Genomic DNA, 16,861 nt, shown 5'->3' on the forward strand with positions numbered 1-16,861 from the left:
GACCACCAACTGGACCGGGTTCTTCCTCTTCACCCTCTCCCTAGCAGTGATCATCGCCGCAGCCCTAGCCACCCGCGCAGTACTGATCGCACCCATCGCCTCCCTCTTCGGCCGCATAAGCCGCTGAGCAGAAACCGACACAACAACCCAACATCCCATAATTATCAGTTCTCTCCGCTCACCTTCTGCCCCTAGTCTCTCTTTCTTTCTCCCCTTAACACCAGCTTAGAAGTTCTCATGGTGTTGATCATCTCCCCATCAAGATGTATCGTCATATATATTGCACTTCTATTACGATCGCAAAAAAGTCGACATAAAAAGAAGCGTAGAATTTTTCGCACTCACATAGGGAGGAATGCAGTGACAAAGATCGATCGGTATAGCACTGGAAGTTACTTCGAAGGGTTCGCAGGCTACTGTCGTGCAGTTCGCTTAGGTGATCGAGTCGTCGTGAGCGGCACCGCGCCGCAGCCGCCCGAGGGGAAAGACCTGAGCGAGCTCGACACCTACACCCAAACGATAATGTCCCTCGAGAATGCTTTGGAATCTGCGGCGAAAGTTGGCGGTGATAAAGAGCTGACCATTTTCACACGCCTCTACCTTGCCCCTAACGCTTCATGGGAAGAAGCCTCGAAAGCACACAGTGAGATTTTCGATGCAATTCGACCGGCGAACACGACACTTTACATTCAACGACTGATTCCACCAGGAGCACTGATCGAGGTAGAAATCGAGTGCGGCGTCGCCAATGCACAACAGGGTTAAGCAACAGAGAGGAAATCAAATGGTTAAAGCAACAAGTACACCCGAGGTCGCGATAATCGGCGCCGGAGCAACCGGCATGTCGACCGCTTGGCATCTGAGTCAGCGTGGCCTGCGGGTGGTCGTGTTTGACCGCGTAGGCGTAGGAGCTGGCATGACATCCCTCCAGCCTGGTGGAGTACGGACGCAATGGGCGCACAACGACACATTCAAATTAGCGAAGGAATCACAGGATTTTTACGAGAATTTCATCGAACGTACCGGTGCGGAAAAAGATCCCGAACTGGTCCACTGCGGTTATGCTTTCGTGGCATCGAAACAGGAAACATTAGAAGCCTTGAAAGCAACGGTCAACTCACAAAATGCGCAGGGAATCCACTCTCGCATGTTGACAGCCGAAGAGCTCGGAGAAATGATACCCGGGCTTGCAGTGGATTTGATCGCAGGCGGGTCTTTCAACGAGTCCGACGGTTATTTCAATCACCCAGGCGCCCCGGTGTCGGGCTTTGCAGAGGGAGCACTCCGAGGCGACGCCGAAGTTCGCGTGGCTAACGTCGAGCTCATCGAGCGCTCCGGAAATGAGTGGAAGCTTCAACTGAGCACAGGCGAAATCCTGCTGGTTCCTATGGTCGTCGTTGCGGCGGGCGCTGAGAGCGCCAAACTCATGACGCTGCTAGGAATCGATCTGCCGCTCGTCCCAGAACCTCGCCATATTTTCTACAGCAATCCCATCAGCGAACGTCTAATAGAACCGCTCGTGATCTTCCAGGACGAGCATTTTGCAGTGAAACACCTCGCCGATGGCAGCGTACTAGCTTCTGATCTCTCACCCCTACCCAAAAATACCAAGGCCGATGAGAGGACCATGCGACGCAACATGATCGCCAAGGGAAAACGTCTGATTGAGACACTCGATTACGTGCAGTTCCCCGTCATGGTGACCGGCCACTACGATGTCACACCAGATCAGCAACTTTTACTGGGTTCTCCAGAAGGTCTTCCTAATTTAGCCCTCGCCTGTGGGCTCAACGGTCGCGGGATGATGCTCGCACCGGCTGTCGGGCGCGTAGTCGCAGACACCGTAGTGAACGGCAATAACGATGCAGTGCCGGCCAGCATGCGCACTGATCGTTTCGCTGAGGGCGGTGCGGGTGCACGAGAGCAGATGGTTATCTAACTGCAGTTCCCCGTGAAGTTGTGAACACGAGTTGAGGGAGCAGTGCCTTCGATGGCGATGTGGGTTCGGCGATGATTGCACTAATGAAGGAAGTCCTCGTAGGAAGCTGGCCGGACTGACTCACTAGAATAGGGGCAGGCGTAGGTCCACACTCACCATCAGTGTGCGGTTGAAGCGTTCGACTTTTCCATCAGGCTGTGGCCTATATAGTTTGGCGTGCCGGTGTTTTACACTTTCGCCGAGTGCTTGTTTGAACTTGCCTGAGTGGTAGCAGGAGCCGCTATCGGTCATGACCGCGAGATTCACCTACCAGTAGCCCTGTCCCGGTGAGGCACCCCGGTAGTAGCTGTCTGCCTCTTGGTCAGAGCTTTCAGCGCCTGCTCGGGCACGGTTGGCCCATTTACTCATGGTCACTGCTAGACCTGAGATCTCTCGGCGGCCCTCCGCCGAGCTCACCCTTCTTCCAGGACCAGGAGGACCGTCCCTGCTTCCACAATGTCCGGCCCAACTTCGCCTGATGGCACTGATGGGCGGTTAACTATGGGGCCGCCGGCGATACCCTTGCCTGACATCATAACGTCCATGCAAAAACCAATAGAGCACCAACCCCGCTAAGATCAGCCCTGCCCCGACGGCAAACATTAAACGGTAGCCACTAATCTCTACCAACAACCCCATTACTAGAGGAGAGAGACCAAGGCCAGTGTCAGCAACAATATAAAGAGTTGAAATACCGATGCTGATCCGCTTAGCAGCTACCGCAGAGGCAATGATCGCCTGCAACACCGGCAACATAGCGCCGTTACCAACGCCCGCGAGGATTGCTGAAAGCAAAATCCCAACTTCATGAGGGACCCCTGCCAGTAACGCCAGCGAGACCACAAACGACACCAAGGCCGGATAGAGCGCGGCGTTGTCTCCAAAACGATCCTGAATCCGACCAATAAAAAGTCGGGTAAGCAGCACGGTGGCCGCAAAAATCAAGAAATAGAGGCTGGCTATATTCTCCATTCCCTCACTCTGGGAGAAACTATCCAGAAATGTCAGCACGGGTCCGAATGCTGCTGAAGTAAGTAGCGCAACCATTGCAACAGGAAGCGCTTGACGGTCAATAATATCTTCCGGTTTCAACGCAAATTGGTAGCGTAGCTGTTGACGGCGCACTGATATCTCGGGCAGTTGAATAAGCAACCCCATCACCAGCGCTGCGGAGGCGATCACCGTAGCCGAAACGAAAACTGCGTCAAAGCCCAAAACGTGGCTGAGTTGTAACCCTAGAAGCGGCCCTAGAGCCTGCGGTAACGAATTAGCAGTTGTGTAGTATCCCGCACCCTCACCTCTGCGAGAGCGCGGGATAAGGGAAAACACTCCTGCATTCAGTGCTGTGTGGCCGAAACCCATGGCGGCACCGTGAATCATACGTAACACGACAAGCACTTCATAGTCGTTCACCAGCAGATATGCACCGCTACACAGGACGAAAACCATTAAGCTCAGCGCCACAGTGCGGCCTCTTCCCCACAGATCTACGTATTTCCCAGCGAAACAACGAGCTACAACAGTGCCGACTACAAAAGAGGATGAGGCGAACCCTGCCGCAGTGTGCCCAACAGCGAACTCCGAGACTGCAAATACTGCCATGCTGGTAAGGAGCATGAAGAGGACTACCCCAAACCCAAGGTTAATACCGATAGCTAGCAAGAAAGCAGCACTTATAAGCCCGGGACGGGAAGCCTCAAAGTCTTCATCGCCCCCTAAGGAATCGGGAGGGTGTTGAGAGTTCATGCCCTGCGTGTGTCACTCTTCATAAGAGTAATATATCGATAACCTTGCGATCGTTGAATTTATGTTACATAGAGACAGTCCAAGCTACCGTGACCATAAGGCGCCGAATAAAGTAGCCAACCCGTCCCGAGCCACCACCAACAAGGCCAAATTCCCACGAATGGGCGAACATCAGCTCGGGTGCAACCCTGAGGCGAAACCACACCCAACTCTCTGTAACCTCCCGGAAACGCCAAGGTGACCACTAAGTAACTGAGCTCTGGGTAGCATAGTGATCCATCCTCATATAGCAAAAATTTTACGATCGTTGACTTTATGGTATAAAAGCATAGTGTAGGTCACATCCCAGGTCGCACAGGGAGGTATTTCGCGTCAGAAGGCAACCCTTGCGTCGAGGCGAATGCTGCAAGTGCTTCTCGACAACATAAGGAGTACAGCTAGCACAACTTCAAAAACAGTGCAAAATTTTAATTTTTAGCAACATAAACGTGATCCCAAGGAATCATTTACTCGATATAGTTAGAATTATTAGTGTCGCAAATATTGTCCTTTATTTCATCTAATAGATGAAAGGAAAAGGGAGTTTATAAAAATGGTTGATTCGATAGTCTCGGTACCTCCTGAACTGAAAGAGAAGCAACTACGAGAGCCAACGATCGTGGTCGAGGGGCTCACGAAGCGATTCGGTGATACAGAGGTGCTAAAAGGCATTTCGTTCGACGTCAAGCCCGGCGAAGTGCTCTCTATCATTGGGCCCAGCGGTACAGGTAAAAGCACTGTCATACGTTGTCTCAACCTCCTCGAAACGCCGACTTCAGGCACTGTATCGATCCTTGGACAACAGGTCAGCACTGATGGCCGCACGCTACTGAGCCAGAGACAGCTAGAAAAGCTTAGATCGCGAGCGGGGATGGTCTTCCAAACTTTCAACGTCTTCCCACATCTGACTGCACTTGAGAATGTGACTCTTGCTCAGCAGCACGTTCTCGGTCGCAGCAAGTCCGAAGCACGTACGCGTGCAATGTCGCTACTTGAGCGGGTGGGGCTGGGAGAACGGGCAAACTTCAAGCCCAACCAGCTGTCCGGAGGACAAAAGCAACGTGTCGCGATCGCAAGAGCGCTCGCGCTCGACCCCGAAGTACTTCTACTGGACGAACCTACATCAGCGATTGACCCGGAACTCCGCGTAGAAGTACGAGCCGTCATCGACGAACTCGCAGCGAGCGGGATGACTATGGTGCTCGTAACACATGAGGTGCGTTATGCAGCTCGCCTTTCCGATCGTATGCTCTTCCTCTCCGACGGAGTAGTCGTAGAGAGCGGCACACCGGATCAGGTTGTCGGAGAGCCACAACAAGAACGCACCCGACGTTTCCTCCATGCGCTTGAGGACGATGGCGTATGAGTCTCATAGGTCTCCTCTCAGCATTTTTCGTAACACTACAGATGGTCGTAATCGTGTTGATCGGTGCGAGCCTGCTCGGCATACCAGTGGCATGGGCGCGAATGGCTCGATTCAAAGTCATTCAATTCATTGCTGCAGCTTTCATCGGAATAATCCGGGGCATTCCCACACTCGCTTGGCTATTTATTGTCTTTTTCAGTGTAACCATCGCAGGATGGACGCCGGGGGCTCTTTTCTCTGCCATCATCACACTCGTCGTGGTCAACTCTGCCTACTTCGCAGAGAATTATCGCGCTGGGTTCGAGGCCGTACCTTCTGGATACAAGGAAGCAAGTGCCGCCCTTGGCCTGAGCGGCTGGGATCGCACGAGGCTTGTCACCGCACCATTAGCGTTAAAAGTTATCGTCGGATCGTCAAGCTCCATCGCCATACAGATCGTCAAGGAGACCTCGGTCGCGTCCCTCATCGGCGCACAGGAACTCACCTACTACGCTAACGCTCATGTAGCTGCCGGAGGCAACGGAATGTTCTACTTCAGCGTAATTGGAGTCTTCTACCTAGCCCTTTCGTTGGTTCTCGGCATTTTCGCACGCCGCAACACCAACACCGAATCGACCCCCGCGACCATCTAATGATTGATACTCTCATCGAACTATTGCCCGGTCTTTGGACCAGCCTGCACATCACTGCTTGGACACTTGGCATTGGCTTAGTTGCAGGGTTGCTGCTTGGCCTCGCGATGTACGTCCTGCCAGCCTGGATCAGTTGGCTCCCCTGGGTGATCTCAGAAATAGGACGAGGGCTTCCAGCGCTCGTAACGCTCTACTTCGTCTACTTTGGTCTGCCGAACGTCGGTCTACCACTTCCCGGCTTCAGCTCAGTCGTCGTCGCTTTTAGTTTCGTCACCGCAAGTTACACCGCTGAGATCTACCGCACGGCGCTGACCTCCGTGCCTAAAGAGCAGACAGAGGCATCGCAGGCAGTTGGTTTATCCCAAGCGAAGACACTCTGGTTCATCATCATCCCGCAAGCCCTGAAAGTGGCTGTCCTGCCCCTAGCAAGCTTCTCAATTCTTGCCTTTCAAGGTACTTCGCTTGCCTACAGTATCGGCGTCACCGAGCTCATGTCCGTCGCGTACACGACAGGCGTTCTTGAGTTTTCCGTCACCCCCTACATCTATGGCGCAGCCGCCTACTACCTCATAGTCGTCCTCATCTTCGAGGGAATCATCTGGCTATTCAAAGAAGGACATATCAACCCTACCCGTATCCGACTATTGATCCGTCTCCCACGCACTCCACTAACCTCCCAGTAATTATATTTTAGAAAGGAAATAAAATGATGAATACTATTCAATCACGCATTTTATCAGCAACTATCGCTACTGGCTTTATTCTTTTTGCTTCCTCCTGTGGAAATAGCGAATCAGATGCTGAAAATAATGAATTCGATTGTGATCCACAATGGGAGTTTGACACTATTGAATCTGGTTATCTTTCTGTAGCAGCAGTAAATAATCCACCAAGTATCTATGTCGATCCTGATACGGGGGAAGCAGAGGGGTTCGATGCCGACATACTGCCAGAATTCGCCGAACGCAACTGCCTTGAGATCCGCTGGATTCCATTAGCTGGTGCCGCCGCTGTCGCGGCCATGACAGAAGGGCGAGCAGATCTCGGATCTGGAGGCTGGGCCATCACCGAAGAACGCGGGGAAGTCATCGGACAGTTCGAGGAGCCTGTCTATTACAACTCGGGAGCTATTCTCGCGAGTGAAGAATATACCAGCATTGAAGATCTCGAAGATCTGACTGTAGGTGTAGAAGGAGGCTCGATTTACCAGGATGCAGCCAGGGACGCGCTCGGCAGCGATAATGTCCGTGTATACCAATCTGTTGAAGCCCAGATCGGTGATCTTCACGCAGGCCGACTCGATGCCGTTCTAGCACAGTCACTTCAGATGAATTACCAGGCTGAACAACGAGGGCTCCTCGATGAATACCAGGTGACAACCCTCCCACCGGATGACGAGTATCCCGATATTACCGGATTCACTACTTCCAATTATCCCTTCACAAAGAACAACACAGAGCTTGGAGAGGCGATCCAGGAATACATCGCCGAGATCAAGGAGAGTGGCGAGTTTGAGGAGATTCTGCTCAGCTATGGGCTGGGGGAAGAGAACATCTATGGCCCAAATGCCCCTGAGGATTCTGAGTGAACAGTCTGTGCTCACGGCACGAGCACTCGATTATCAACCACACACTGCTAAGGAGTCCACCGTATGTCGATTTACCTCACGAATGTCAATGTTGTCGCCTGCGCTGCGAAGGGATCAGAACTCCCAGATCTCATTGAGGACGCAACCGTAGAAATCGACGACGCTAAGATTGTGAGCGTCTCGACCACACCCCCACCTGAGAATGTGCACGTACACGATCTTGCGGGACGTTATCTCATGCCGGGGCTGTGGGACGCGCACGTCCATTTAGGCAGTCGCGTCCCCCCGTACGAGAGCCTACTCGAGAGAGAGGAGGCCGCCGAGCAAATGGCGAGGTGTATCACCAAAGCGCAAGATAACCTGCGTCACGGCGTAACTTCGATACGATCGCTCGGGGAACCCCATGACATGGATCTTAAGTTACGGGATCTCATTCGCAAAGGCATGGTGTGGGGACCAAACCTGTATGGGGTGGGAAATGTCAAGTGGTCTCAGAAAGCGGCAGGCGTCGACGAGTTTCGACGTCATGTGCGTACGACCGCTCTCAAAGATGCCGATGAAATCAAGCTATTGATCACTGGTGGGATCCCCTACAACGGGCCCATCGATGCTTTGACAAGTCGGCGTCCAGAAGTGAGGGCAGCAATTGAAGAAGCACACATGTGGGGACGCTCAGTCGCGGTCCACGCCATGGGAAACGAGCCGACTAAGATGGCTATTGAAGAGGGTGCGGATGTGATCGAGCACGGATTTGGTTGCACCCCTGAGATTGCAGAGTTGTTTCTTCGCAAGGGCCTCGTATTCAGTCCTCAACTCACAGTTACGGACCGGTGGACAAGGGCATATGCGGAGGCTGAGGGACTCCCCCAGTGGTTCGCTGACAACGCCGAAGCATCCCGAGAAGGACACCATGAGTTGTTCGCTAAAGTTGTCGAATTAGGCGGAACTGTGGTGGCGGGAGTTGATAACCTACCTCGCAGAGGCGTCGATGACATCGGCATAGAGTGGGCTGACGATGTCCCCGGACTCGTGCGCGAGATCGAACTCATGGTTCAACTAGGACTAGACGTCGCAGAGGGGCTCCGCGCCGCAACTCGAAATGTTGCTGCAGTCCTCGGAATGGATGAACAGACTGGATCCATTGAAGAGGGCAAAGCAGCCGACATGATCATTCTCCAGCGCAACCCGCTAGATGATATTCGGGCTTTGGCCGACGTGGATGCGGTTTGGCTTGCAGGACGATGTGTTCACAGAACCACAGCACCCAAGACAGATAAAATTCACATTTCTGCAGGCTGATTACTAATGACCTAGTGGAAACCTACTGTTCAGTAACCATAAAGGTGCCACTGAGCTTCTCATCGGTTCATCTCAAAGGAAATTCTTACATTTAAAAAGTTGCCAAAGGAGCAGAGGAGCTTGAGGGAAGTAAGTGCCTGTGCGGGCGCGTGGGATGTTAATTCCATTTTACTGTTGGCGGGGGTCAGGGTTCTTGATCTGACGACCGCGTTGTCGGGGCCTTGCGGCACACAGACTTTGGCTGATATGGGTGCTGATATAATTAAGGTTGAGCGCCCTGCCGGGGATGATACCCGCAGATGGGGCCCACCATTCGTCGGTTCTGAGGCTGCGTACTTCTACGCAGTCAACCGTAACAAGCGCAGCATCGCCCTCGATCTGAAGGATGAGGAAGATCGGCAGACGCTTGCTGGGCTGGTTGCTCGGTCAGATGTTCTGGTGGAGAACTTCAGGCCCGGTGTGACTGCTCGGCGGGGAATCAGCTATGAGGAGATGCGGGAGCTCAATGAGACCCTTATCTACTGCTCAATCTCCGGGTGTGGGGCAACTCTTGCGCCGAAAGCCGGGTATGACCAGGTGGTGCAGGCGACTTCAGGATGGATGTCGTTGACCGGAGATGAGACTTCTGGGCCGATGAGGACCGGGTGCCTATAGGTGATATCGTCGCAGGGATGAACGCTGTGTAGTCCGATCCTGGCAGCGCTGTTCCGGCGGCAGAGCACCGGAGCAGGGGCTTATATCGATATTTCCATGCAGGACACGCTGATCTCGATGTTAGTCTATCACGCCACGAGGGTCTTCGCCACTGGTGAAGACCCTCGTCCTAGCAGGAATATTCACCCTCTGCTGTCTCCCTATGGGTACTTCCACACCTATGACGGTGGGATCGTGATGGCGGTGGGCAAGGATGCCCAGTTCGCCAACCTCTGCCGGGGCATCGGACGGGAGGACCTGGCTGCTTCGGCGGACTTCGCCACCAACAGCAGCCGGCAAGAGAACCAGGAGAAGCTCTTCGAGATTCTCAACCAAGAGTTCTCCACACGATCCTCAGCCGATCTGCTGGCCACACTGGAGCAGGTAGAAGTCCCGGCAGGAGAGATCCGCAAGCTCAGCCAGGTGCTGGACTCTTCGGAGGCAGAGTCACGAGAAGCCGTGCTGTCTGTCATTCACCCTCAAAGACGGAGACACTTTCCGGGCCCCCGGCGGAGGATGGCGGATCGATGGGACAACCGCGGCTGTACGCACCCGACCCCGAAGCTCAATGAGCACGCAGACGAAATCCTCAACGAACTCAGCGCACACCGTCGGCTGCCAGCCTCTCAGGAGCCCAGATGACACAGACTCTTGCGACTACCACTCACGTCACCGACACTGTCGAGGGCCCGGTCTTCTGGGTCACGCTTAATCAGCCGCAGAAGCGTGATGCTGTGTCATTGCAGGCAAGACAGCAGATCCCACACCTGATCTGCGAGGCTGAGCAGACCCCGAAATCCGAGCCATCATACTGCGCGGCGCTGGAGACGAAGCCTTCTCCGCCGGAGCGGACATCCCAGAGTTCTCCCAGCTACGCTTCGATGCTGAACAAGCCACCATCTAGAATGATGCGCACAACGGCGCTGAGGCCGCAATCCTGAAGTGTGGGAAACCGACCATTGCGGCCATCAATCAACGGCTGGTGCATCGGAGGCGGGATCCAACTGGCCCTAGCCTGCGATATCAGGCTGGGAACCACGCAGTCCCGATTTGGCATCACTCCCGCACGGCTAGGGATCGTCATCAGCCACCAAACCACCACCCGGATGGAAGCCGAGCTAGGACCAGCCTAGACCAAGCTGCTGCTCTACATCGGTCGTATCCTCAATGCCGAAGAGTCCTACAGAATCAACATCGTCCAAGAAATAGCCCCTCCCCCGCACATTGACGAGCGGATGGACCAGCTGTTCAAAGAGATCATCGGCGGCGAGCCGCTGGCCTAATACGCCACCAAGCAGTTCGCACTCCGCATTATCAGCACTCGCACTGAGGACAATCGAGAACGGCAATTAGCCCAAGGATTCTTCACCAACCCCCGGTACCATCAAGCCATCCATGATTCCTCTCCAAGCGGCGAAAAGACTTTTCCGGATACCCAGCCCTACCGAGGGGTCTTCAATAAGCGCTGAGGAGCTCTCGGGGGCTGAAGATGCGTCACGCCGTCAACAGTGCAGCCTCGCCACCAGGGTGTGTCCGCATGAGCACCCGGGAGTTGGAGACGGTGGGTCTGGAGGCTGCCCAGGTCACGTGCGTCAAAGGGCGCGGTTTCGAGCCATTTGAACGACCCGAGAGCGATAATCTACTTGGCCACCGGCTCTTTGTCACCTACCACCAGGTCGATTTCGGGGTTATTGGTGCGTGTCCAGTACCCGCCTACAACACCGGGAGTGCCATCTCTGGTCTGACACACATCAGGCATGAGCCGGCAGAGCGCCTCCAGGAGTACCGGCTCAACGGCCCGGCCACGCCAGGTTGTCCATGACTCCTTGATGCGGGCAAGCACCCGGTCTCCGCGCCCGCGTTCAATCTCGTTCAAGTGCGGCCCAGGAACGAGAGCCAGAACCGCAGATAAGGGTCCTCAACCCGGTATCTCTTATTGCTAGCAGAGGAGGCGGCAGCTGACAGCGGCTGATCCGCTGCAACCACTCGCTTCTCCATCAGCAGTTTCAGCGAACGGTGCAGTGTGCTCAGCGCGAGCCCCGGCCACCTGCCCGATGTTGGTGAATGTTCGTTCGCCGCCGCCGATAGCCTGAAGAACCACACGTGCCTGTGCATCAGAGGGAAACTCCGCGGCCAAAGACCGCTCCGCGGAGACCAGCAGCGCCGAGGTCGGATCGCTCGCCGCCACTTCCAGATACTCCCAAAGGCTGCGCCCGGGAAGCCACTCCGCACAGATAAGAGGAAGCCCGCCCGTCACCATAAAGGCGTCAAACGTATCTTCCGGTGACAGCCCCAGATCTCCCCTACCTCCGCAGGGGTCGGCTGGTGGACCACCATCTCACTGCCTCGCTGATGGAACGGGCGCCCGTATGCTGGCGTTCACGCCCGACGAACATCACACACCCCACTCATACTTCCATTGAGGATACTTTCACCGATGACACTACCATCGGTGAAAGTATATTCCGAGGGTGGGGTTCTGGACGCTCTACGGCAGGGTGTAGTCGATGACCAGCGGGGCGTGGTCGGACCAGCGCAGTGAGTAGTCAGCGGCCCTGTCCACCTTCAGGTTGCCGGCCAGTTCGGCCAGCGCCGGGGTAGCCGCGTGGTAGTCGATCCGCCAGCCGGTGTCATTGTCGAAGGCCTTGCCGCGGTATGACCACCAGGTGTAGGGGCCCTCCACCTCTCCGGCCAGTTTCCGGGCCACATCCACATACCCGCCCTCCCCGAAGTATTTGTCGAAGTAGGCCCGCTCCTCGGGCAGGAACCCGGAGTTCTTGCGGTTACCCTTCCAGTTCTTGATGTCCAGCTCGGTGTGACCCACGTTGAGATCGCCCATCATCAGCACGTGATCGGTGCGTGCCACCAGCTGGGGCAGGTAGTGCAGCATGTATTCCAGGAACCGCATCTTCTGCTCCTGGCGCACGGTGCCCACCTCTCCGGAATGCACGTAGACGCTGACCACGGTCAGGGTGGATCCGTCAGCCAACTCATAGTCAGCCTCCAGCCAGCGCCCGTCGTCCTCCGGATGGCCCTCACCTATCCCGGCCCGGGTAGCGATGGGTGCCTGCCGGGAGAGGATCGCCACTCCGGCTCGGCCCTTATCGGCAGCCTCATGCTCATGGATATACCAGGACGACTTGGGGTCCTCTTCTCCTGCTTCCTCAGCGAACTGATGAACCAGCTTGGTCAGGGTCGCACCATCGGCCCGGACCTCCTGCATGGTGAGAATGTCCAGCTCACGCTGCGCCAGCCACTCCCCCATGCCTTTGCGGGCGGCTGCCCGGATGCCGTTGACGTTCACCGAACCGATCCGGGTCACCCCGTCTGCCTTGGGGTCCACTATCCGGTGTGGGGATTCCTGGGACGGGATGCTCTCAGCGCTGGTTCCAACCACTGCAGACTCACTTCCTTGCGACTTTGCGTAGGGTTTTTGACTTTCCGTAGGGAAATAACTCTACGCAAAGTCAAAAACCCTACGATTTCTGACCTGCGGGGGCAGGTGGCCCCAATGCTTGGTTCAGCGGACGATATCCCCCTCAATGGTGCCGCTGCCGTCATCAGGTGCCGTGCCGGCGTCGTTGTTGCTGCTCTTCTTCCGGCCCACATGCTCGGCGAGCATATCCCGACCGTTGTGGGCGGTGATCTCAATGGTCTCCAGGGCGCGCTCAATCATCTCGGTATCAGCATCCTGCCCCTTGGCCAGCTCCTGGGTGATGACCCGGGTCTGGACTTGGACAATTTTGAAGGAGTGGTCCAGTTTGAGGTTGCGGGTGTGGGTGTCCTCGTCCACTACTGCGGTGCCCCCGGAGGCGGAGGAGCGCTGGGCTGCGGCGTCGGCCCGGGCGGAGTCCACCGCGGCCCCGAGCTTCCTGGCTCCGCGGCGGAAGGTGAGCACCAGCACGGTGGCCAGCAGCAGCCAGCCGGCGGCGATCACCACCAGGATCCAGCCGATGATCTCGTTCTGGTTGGCGGCGAAGATCAGCGCCACCAGCAGCACCGTGATCATCACTGCGAAGACGATGCCGGTGCCGCGGCGCCCGGCGTTCTGCAGGGCCTGCTGGGGAGAAGGAAGGGATTGCGTCACAGTTGACCATTCTTTCAGACCCAGCACTTAGGATCGAAACGCTGACTATCCCGCCGCACTCTGTACTGAAGGAGCCACCTGATGACCGAACTTCCTGAGCAGATCACCAGCGACGCCGCCCAGCGGACCACCTGGATGCGCCGCTACACCCTGGATCCGGCGCTGGCTGAGAAGTTCGTTCAGTTCCTCACCACCAAAGTGATCCCTGCCCGGGAGGACCGCGGCTTCACCGTAGAGTCCATCTGGCTCGATAATGACCTCTCCGAGCTGACCTGGTTCGTCTCGCGGCTGGGCGACTCGGAGGAGTTCGCCGCAGCAGAGCGGGACTGGGAGGAATCCCAGGAGCGGGCCGAGATCTTCGCCGGAACCCCCACCTACGTCACCGCCAAGGACCTCCGCGACGTCACCCGCCTGCGCTAACCTGCGGCTCTCTCCCACGCTTCTGGATTGACCGGATGAGGCGGCAGATCACCTCGGCCGATGGCCGCCGCATTCTCGGCGCAAACTCTCGCCATTTCAGAGCGCACTGAGGCGGTCGCACTGCCCACATGTGGCAACAGGAGAGTATTGCTCAGCACTGAGAGTCCATGATGCAGCTCCGGCTCGGCTTCGTAGACGTCTAACCCAGCCGCTGCGATCTCGGAGGCTCTCAAGGCCGCCACAAGGGCAGCCTCATCAACAACGGCACCCCGTGCTGTGTTAATGAGGATGGCACTGTCCTTCATGCGACGCAAGGTCTCAGCGTTGATGAGATGATGCGTCTCCGGAACCAGAGGCACATGAAGTGAGAGAAAATCACTGGTCTCCACCACCTCGTCCCAGCCGACTGCCTCAACCTTGTCTGCTAATTCCCCGATATCTGCCGAAGTTTCCTCTGCAGTCTGAGACGGTGGTCGCCTACAGTAGAGAATGCGCATATTGAATCCTGCAGCTCGCTGAGCGACGGCTCGGCCAATACGGCCGAAGCCGGCCAGCCCCAAGATTCTTCCTGAGATATCAGTACCCAACAAGAGGTCAGGTTTCCACCCGGTGAAGGAGCCAGATCGAGTCAGCTGATCTCCCTCTACTACCCGCCGCGCCGTGCCCAGCATCAGAAGGACAGCCAGATCCGCAGTGGCATCAGTCAAAATACCCGGGGTGTTCGCGACGAGGATGTCGCCAGCAGTGGCGGCCGGGACGTCGATATTGTTGAACCCGACAGCATAGTTGGAGATACCCTTAATATATGCCCGCTCCAGCAATCTCGCATCGAGACGGTCACTTAGCTGAGACACCAAAACATCGAACTCACACGAGGCGCACAGCCCAACGAGCTCCTCATAGACTGGGGGCTCTTCAAGAACGGTGACGTCACCGGTCCGATGCAGAATCTCCATACCCGGATCAGGCAACGGGAGGGTCACAAGAAACCGCGGACTCGTAATCTTACTCCTGTACATCTACATCAGCCACTGTCAGTGGCTTTGATACTCTTCCAAGATCCGGCGCGCTCGCTGGGCTATGGGGTAGTCGACGAATGTGCCGTCGGCAAGCCGAATCGAGGAAACTCCTCGGGCTTCTGCCTCTCGAAACACAACATCCACTTTGCGGGCCCACTCCAGCTCCTGCGTAGTCGGGGCAAAGGTTTCTGCCACTGGGGGGATCTGCCGCGGATGGATCACCTGTTTCCCCCCGAATCCAAGCTCTTTCGCCTTGCGTGCGGCGATCCTCATCCCTTCGTCGTCATTGAGGTTCAGATACGGTCCGTCTATAGGCGCTCTGATTTCAGCGGCTGCACATGCCAGGACAATCTGGGATCGTGCTGTAAAAAGTTCCTCCCCTTCCGCAGACGGCTCAACCCCCAATTCTCTGGAGAGGTCTGCCGGGCCGAAGGCAAGAGTGAACACCTGTGTCTCAGAGGCGATCTCATAAGCGTTCAGCACACCTCGAGCTGTCTCTATCAAGGGGATGAGCGGAACCTCGGAGAACGCCGCCTCCAGGAAACTTCTGCAGTCCCTGATGTTCTGGGCTGTACTCACCATCGGCAGGATGAGAAAATTCAGATGAGGCAGCACCGGTGCTAAAGCCGCGAGATCAGCTTCTGCGAATGGGGTGTTCATCGCATTGATCCGGACACCCAACCCGCAATTCCGCTGCTCTGCGTCCCGTACAGCCTCCACGGCAATGGCCCTCGCGACTTCCTTCCGGGCGACCTGCACAGCATCTTCCAAATCCAACACAACACTGTCCGCACCTGAAGCCAGTGCCTTGGGGATCCGGTCAGGTCGGTCAGCGGGCACAAAGAGATATGTACGGTATCGATTCATCCTGATCACTTCCCTGGCACGATCAGCGGCTTGATCTCAGTCTCTGCCCGCATCGCGTTGAGAGCATCATCCACTTCATCCAAGCCGTAGGTGCCAGTAATCAACTCTGCAAAAGGCATGTCCCCCTGGTGCCTGGAAACGATCTCCAAAGCTTGCCAATAATGGCGGATCGACCCGGAGAACGACCCCATTACCTGTAAATTCTTCTTGGTGATAAGTGAAGGCGCGAACTGCACTTCACCTGTGCCGAGCTGTCCGACCACCATGTATCTGCCACCCGGGGCAACAAGCTCCAAGCCCTCGGTGAAGGCCCGAGGATTCCCAGAGAATTCGAAGACGAGATCAGCACCGTTGCCCTCGGTAGCCCCAAGCACAGCTGCTCTGCGCTCTTCGCCTGATGCCTCCGCGATCGAGAAAACATCATCAGCCCCAAATCTCTTAGCCAGCTCCCTCCGCTCTGCGGGCTCTCCCAACGCAATGATCTTTCGGCTCCCAGCCAACTTTGCCATCGCGACTCCCAGTAGACCAAGCGGCCCGATCCCTTGGATCATTACTACGTCGGAGGGCGAAATTTGTCCGACTTGGTTGAAAGCATTGACCACTGAGCGAAAAGCACAGCTGGAGAGACTCGCCAACTCGTTCGACACATTGTCTGGCACCCGAACTCTTCCTGAATCCGGGAGCACATATGCATACTCGCCGAAACCACCGAGCAGGTAGGGGTACTCTCGGCAGTTCTCGTACATATAGGATCGTTTGTTCGCACAGAGTGTCGGAAGCCCGCTGACGCAGAACCTGCACTGCTTGCACTCAGCATGGGACCACACAATGCGATCGCCAACGTTGAGCTCCTGGTTGAATGAATCCTTCTCACTGCCCGTACCCGCAGCGACCACTCGGCCGACCATCTCATGGCCAAGGATGACCGGAAGGTCCACTCGGAGGGAAAGCTCGCCCCGCCAGAGGTGGACATCAGTTCCACAGACCGAACAGGCCTCCACCTGGACGAGAAGTGCTCCCGGCTCCAATTTGTCCGGTATCGGCACCGGCTGAAGGGTTGCCGACTGACCGAACCGTTCAATAACCACTGCTTGGGCAAACTCTGGGATCGAGCTATTCACAAAACC

Annotated in this window: 17 protein-coding genes and 2 pseudogenes; 10 read left to right on the forward strand and 9 right to left on the reverse strand. The window is 56.1% G+C overall.

Translation table 11 applies throughout. From position 1 onward, the window contains the following. Positions 1-237: 237 nt before the first annotated feature. Positions 238-765 (forward strand): Rid family hydrolase, encoded by a 528-nt coding sequence (locus F0311_RS11285; protein ID WP_150462046.1) that lies wholly within the window; start codon positions 238-240, stop codon positions 763-765. 19 nt (positions 766-784) lie between these two features. Beyond that, positions 785-1,939 carry an NAD(P)/FAD-dependent oxidoreductase gene (locus F0311_RS11290; RefSeq protein ID WP_191089894.1) on the forward strand — a complete coding sequence of 385 codons (1,155 nt, stop codon included), beginning with the start codon at positions 785-787 and terminating at the stop codon, positions 1,937-1,939. Here the strand turns inward: F0311_RS11290 and F0311_RS18530 are convergent. Then, positions 1,936-2,236, reverse strand: a pseudogene (locus F0311_RS18530) (integrase core domain-containing protein); the annotation flags it as partial. The gene F0311_RS11290 and the pseudogene F0311_RS18530 sit on opposite strands and share 4 nt — an antisense overlap. A gap of 237 nt (positions 2,237-2,473) precedes the next feature. Then, positions 2,474-3,724 carry an MFS transporter gene (locus tag F0311_RS11300; RefSeq protein WP_150462049.1) on the reverse strand — a complete coding sequence of 417 codons (1,251 nt, stop codon included), beginning with the start codon at positions 3,722-3,724 and terminating at the stop codon, positions 2,474-2,476. A 592-nt stretch (positions 3,725-4,316) separates the two neighbouring features. Between F0311_RS11300 and F0311_RS11305 the strand changes: the two genes are divergently transcribed. From F0311_RS11305 to F0311_RS19095, 7 genes and pseudogenes are all read left to right on the forward strand, one after another. Then, positions 4,317-5,129 (forward strand): amino acid ABC transporter ATP-binding protein, encoded by an 813-nt coding sequence (locus F0311_RS11305; protein WP_150462050.1) that lies wholly within the window; start codon positions 4,317-4,319, stop codon positions 5,127-5,129. Next, positions 5,126-5,761, forward strand: a complete 636-nt coding sequence (locus tag F0311_RS11310) for an amino acid ABC transporter permease (protein WP_150462051.1) — start codon at positions 5,126-5,128, stop codon at positions 5,759-5,761. Before F0311_RS11305 ends, F0311_RS11310 begins: the two co-directional genes overlap by 4 nt. Beyond that, positions 5,761-6,444 (forward strand): amino acid ABC transporter permease, encoded by a 684-nt coding sequence (locus tag F0311_RS11315; RefSeq protein WP_150462052.1) that lies wholly within the window; start codon positions 5,761-5,763, stop codon positions 6,442-6,444. The genes F0311_RS11310 and F0311_RS11315 overlap by 1 nt, the downstream gene beginning before the upstream one ends. Positions 6,445-6,467: 23 nt before the next feature. Continuing rightward, positions 6,468-7,349: a substrate-binding periplasmic protein gene (locus F0311_RS11320; protein WP_150462053.1), complete on the forward strand. Its 882-nt coding sequence runs from the start codon at positions 6,468-6,470 to the stop codon at positions 7,347-7,349. Positions 7,350-7,412: 63 nt separating this feature from the next. Further along, a complete protein-coding gene (locus tag F0311_RS11325; RefSeq protein WP_150462054.1) occupies positions 7,413-8,648 on the forward strand; it encodes an amidohydrolase family protein in 1,236 nt (411 codons plus the stop codon). A gap of 174 nt (positions 8,649-8,822) precedes the next feature. Then, positions 8,823-9,983, forward strand: a pseudogene (locus F0311_RS18535) (CaiB/BaiF CoA transferase family protein). Between the two features lie 302 nt (positions 9,984-10,285). Further along, positions 10,286-10,474 carry an enoyl-CoA hydratase-related protein gene (locus F0311_RS19095; protein WP_150462057.1) on the forward strand — a complete coding sequence of 63 codons (189 nt, stop codon included), beginning with the start codon at positions 10,286-10,288 and terminating at the stop codon, positions 10,472-10,474. Here F0311_RS19095 and F0311_RS11345 read toward each other — a convergent pair. From F0311_RS11345 to F0311_RS11360, 4 genes are all read right to left on the reverse strand, one after another. Then, entirely contained in the window at positions 10,460-10,690 is a 231-nt protein-coding gene (locus F0311_RS11345; protein ID WP_150462058.1) for a hypothetical protein, read from the reverse strand. The two genes, F0311_RS19095 and F0311_RS11345, sit on opposite strands and share 15 nt — an antisense overlap. A 290-nt stretch (positions 10,691-10,980) precedes the next feature. Beyond that, positions 10,981-11,217, reverse strand: a complete 237-nt coding sequence (locus F0311_RS18540; RefSeq protein ID WP_223881289.1) for a DUF234 domain-containing protein — start codon at positions 11,215-11,217, stop codon at positions 10,981-10,983. Between the two features lie 612 nt (positions 11,218-11,829). Continuing rightward, on the reverse strand, positions 11,830-12,738 hold the full coding sequence (locus tag F0311_RS11355; protein WP_223881290.1) for an exodeoxyribonuclease III: 909 nt from the start codon (positions 12,736-12,738) through the stop codon (positions 11,830-11,832). Positions 12,739-12,861: 123 nt separating this feature from the next. Further along, entirely contained in the window at positions 12,862-13,428 is a 567-nt protein-coding gene (locus F0311_RS11360; protein WP_150462059.1) for a hypothetical protein, read from the reverse strand. A gap of 81 nt (positions 13,429-13,509) precedes the next feature. Between F0311_RS11360 and F0311_RS11365 the strand changes: the two genes are divergently transcribed. Continuing rightward, entirely contained in the window at positions 13,510-13,848 is a 339-nt protein-coding gene (locus F0311_RS11365) for a hypothetical protein (RefSeq protein WP_150462060.1), read from the forward strand. On the opposite strand, the gene F0311_RS11370 is transcribed toward F0311_RS11365, so the two are convergent. Genes F0311_RS11370 through F0311_RS11380 form a run of 3 tightly spaced genes read right to left on the reverse strand, consistent with a single transcriptional unit; the run spans position 13,845 to position 16,855 of the window. Next, the gene (locus F0311_RS11370) at positions 13,845-14,867 is read right to left on the reverse strand and encodes a 2-hydroxyacid dehydrogenase (protein ID WP_150462061.1); all 1,023 of its coding nucleotides are present in this window, start codon (positions 14,865-14,867) and stop codon (positions 13,845-13,847) included. The two genes, F0311_RS11365 and F0311_RS11370, sit on opposite strands and share 4 nt — an antisense overlap. A 15-nt stretch (positions 14,868-14,882) precedes the next feature. Then, complete coding sequence (locus F0311_RS11375) at positions 14,883-15,734, reverse strand: HpcH/HpaI aldolase/citrate lyase family protein (protein WP_150462062.1); 852 nt, start codon at positions 15,732-15,734, stop codon at positions 14,883-14,885. A gap of 5 nt (positions 15,735-15,739) precedes the next feature. Beyond that, entirely contained in the window at positions 15,740-16,855 is a 1,116-nt protein-coding gene (locus F0311_RS11380) for a zinc-binding dehydrogenase (RefSeq protein WP_150462063.1), read from the reverse strand. Positions 16,856-16,861: the final 6 nt, after the last annotated feature.

Origin of the sequence: Nesterenkonia ebinurensis (assembly GCF_008711175.1) — a bacterium.
Lineage (GTDB): Bacteria > Actinomycetota > Actinomycetes > Actinomycetales > Micrococcaceae > Nesterenkonia > Nesterenkonia ebinurensis.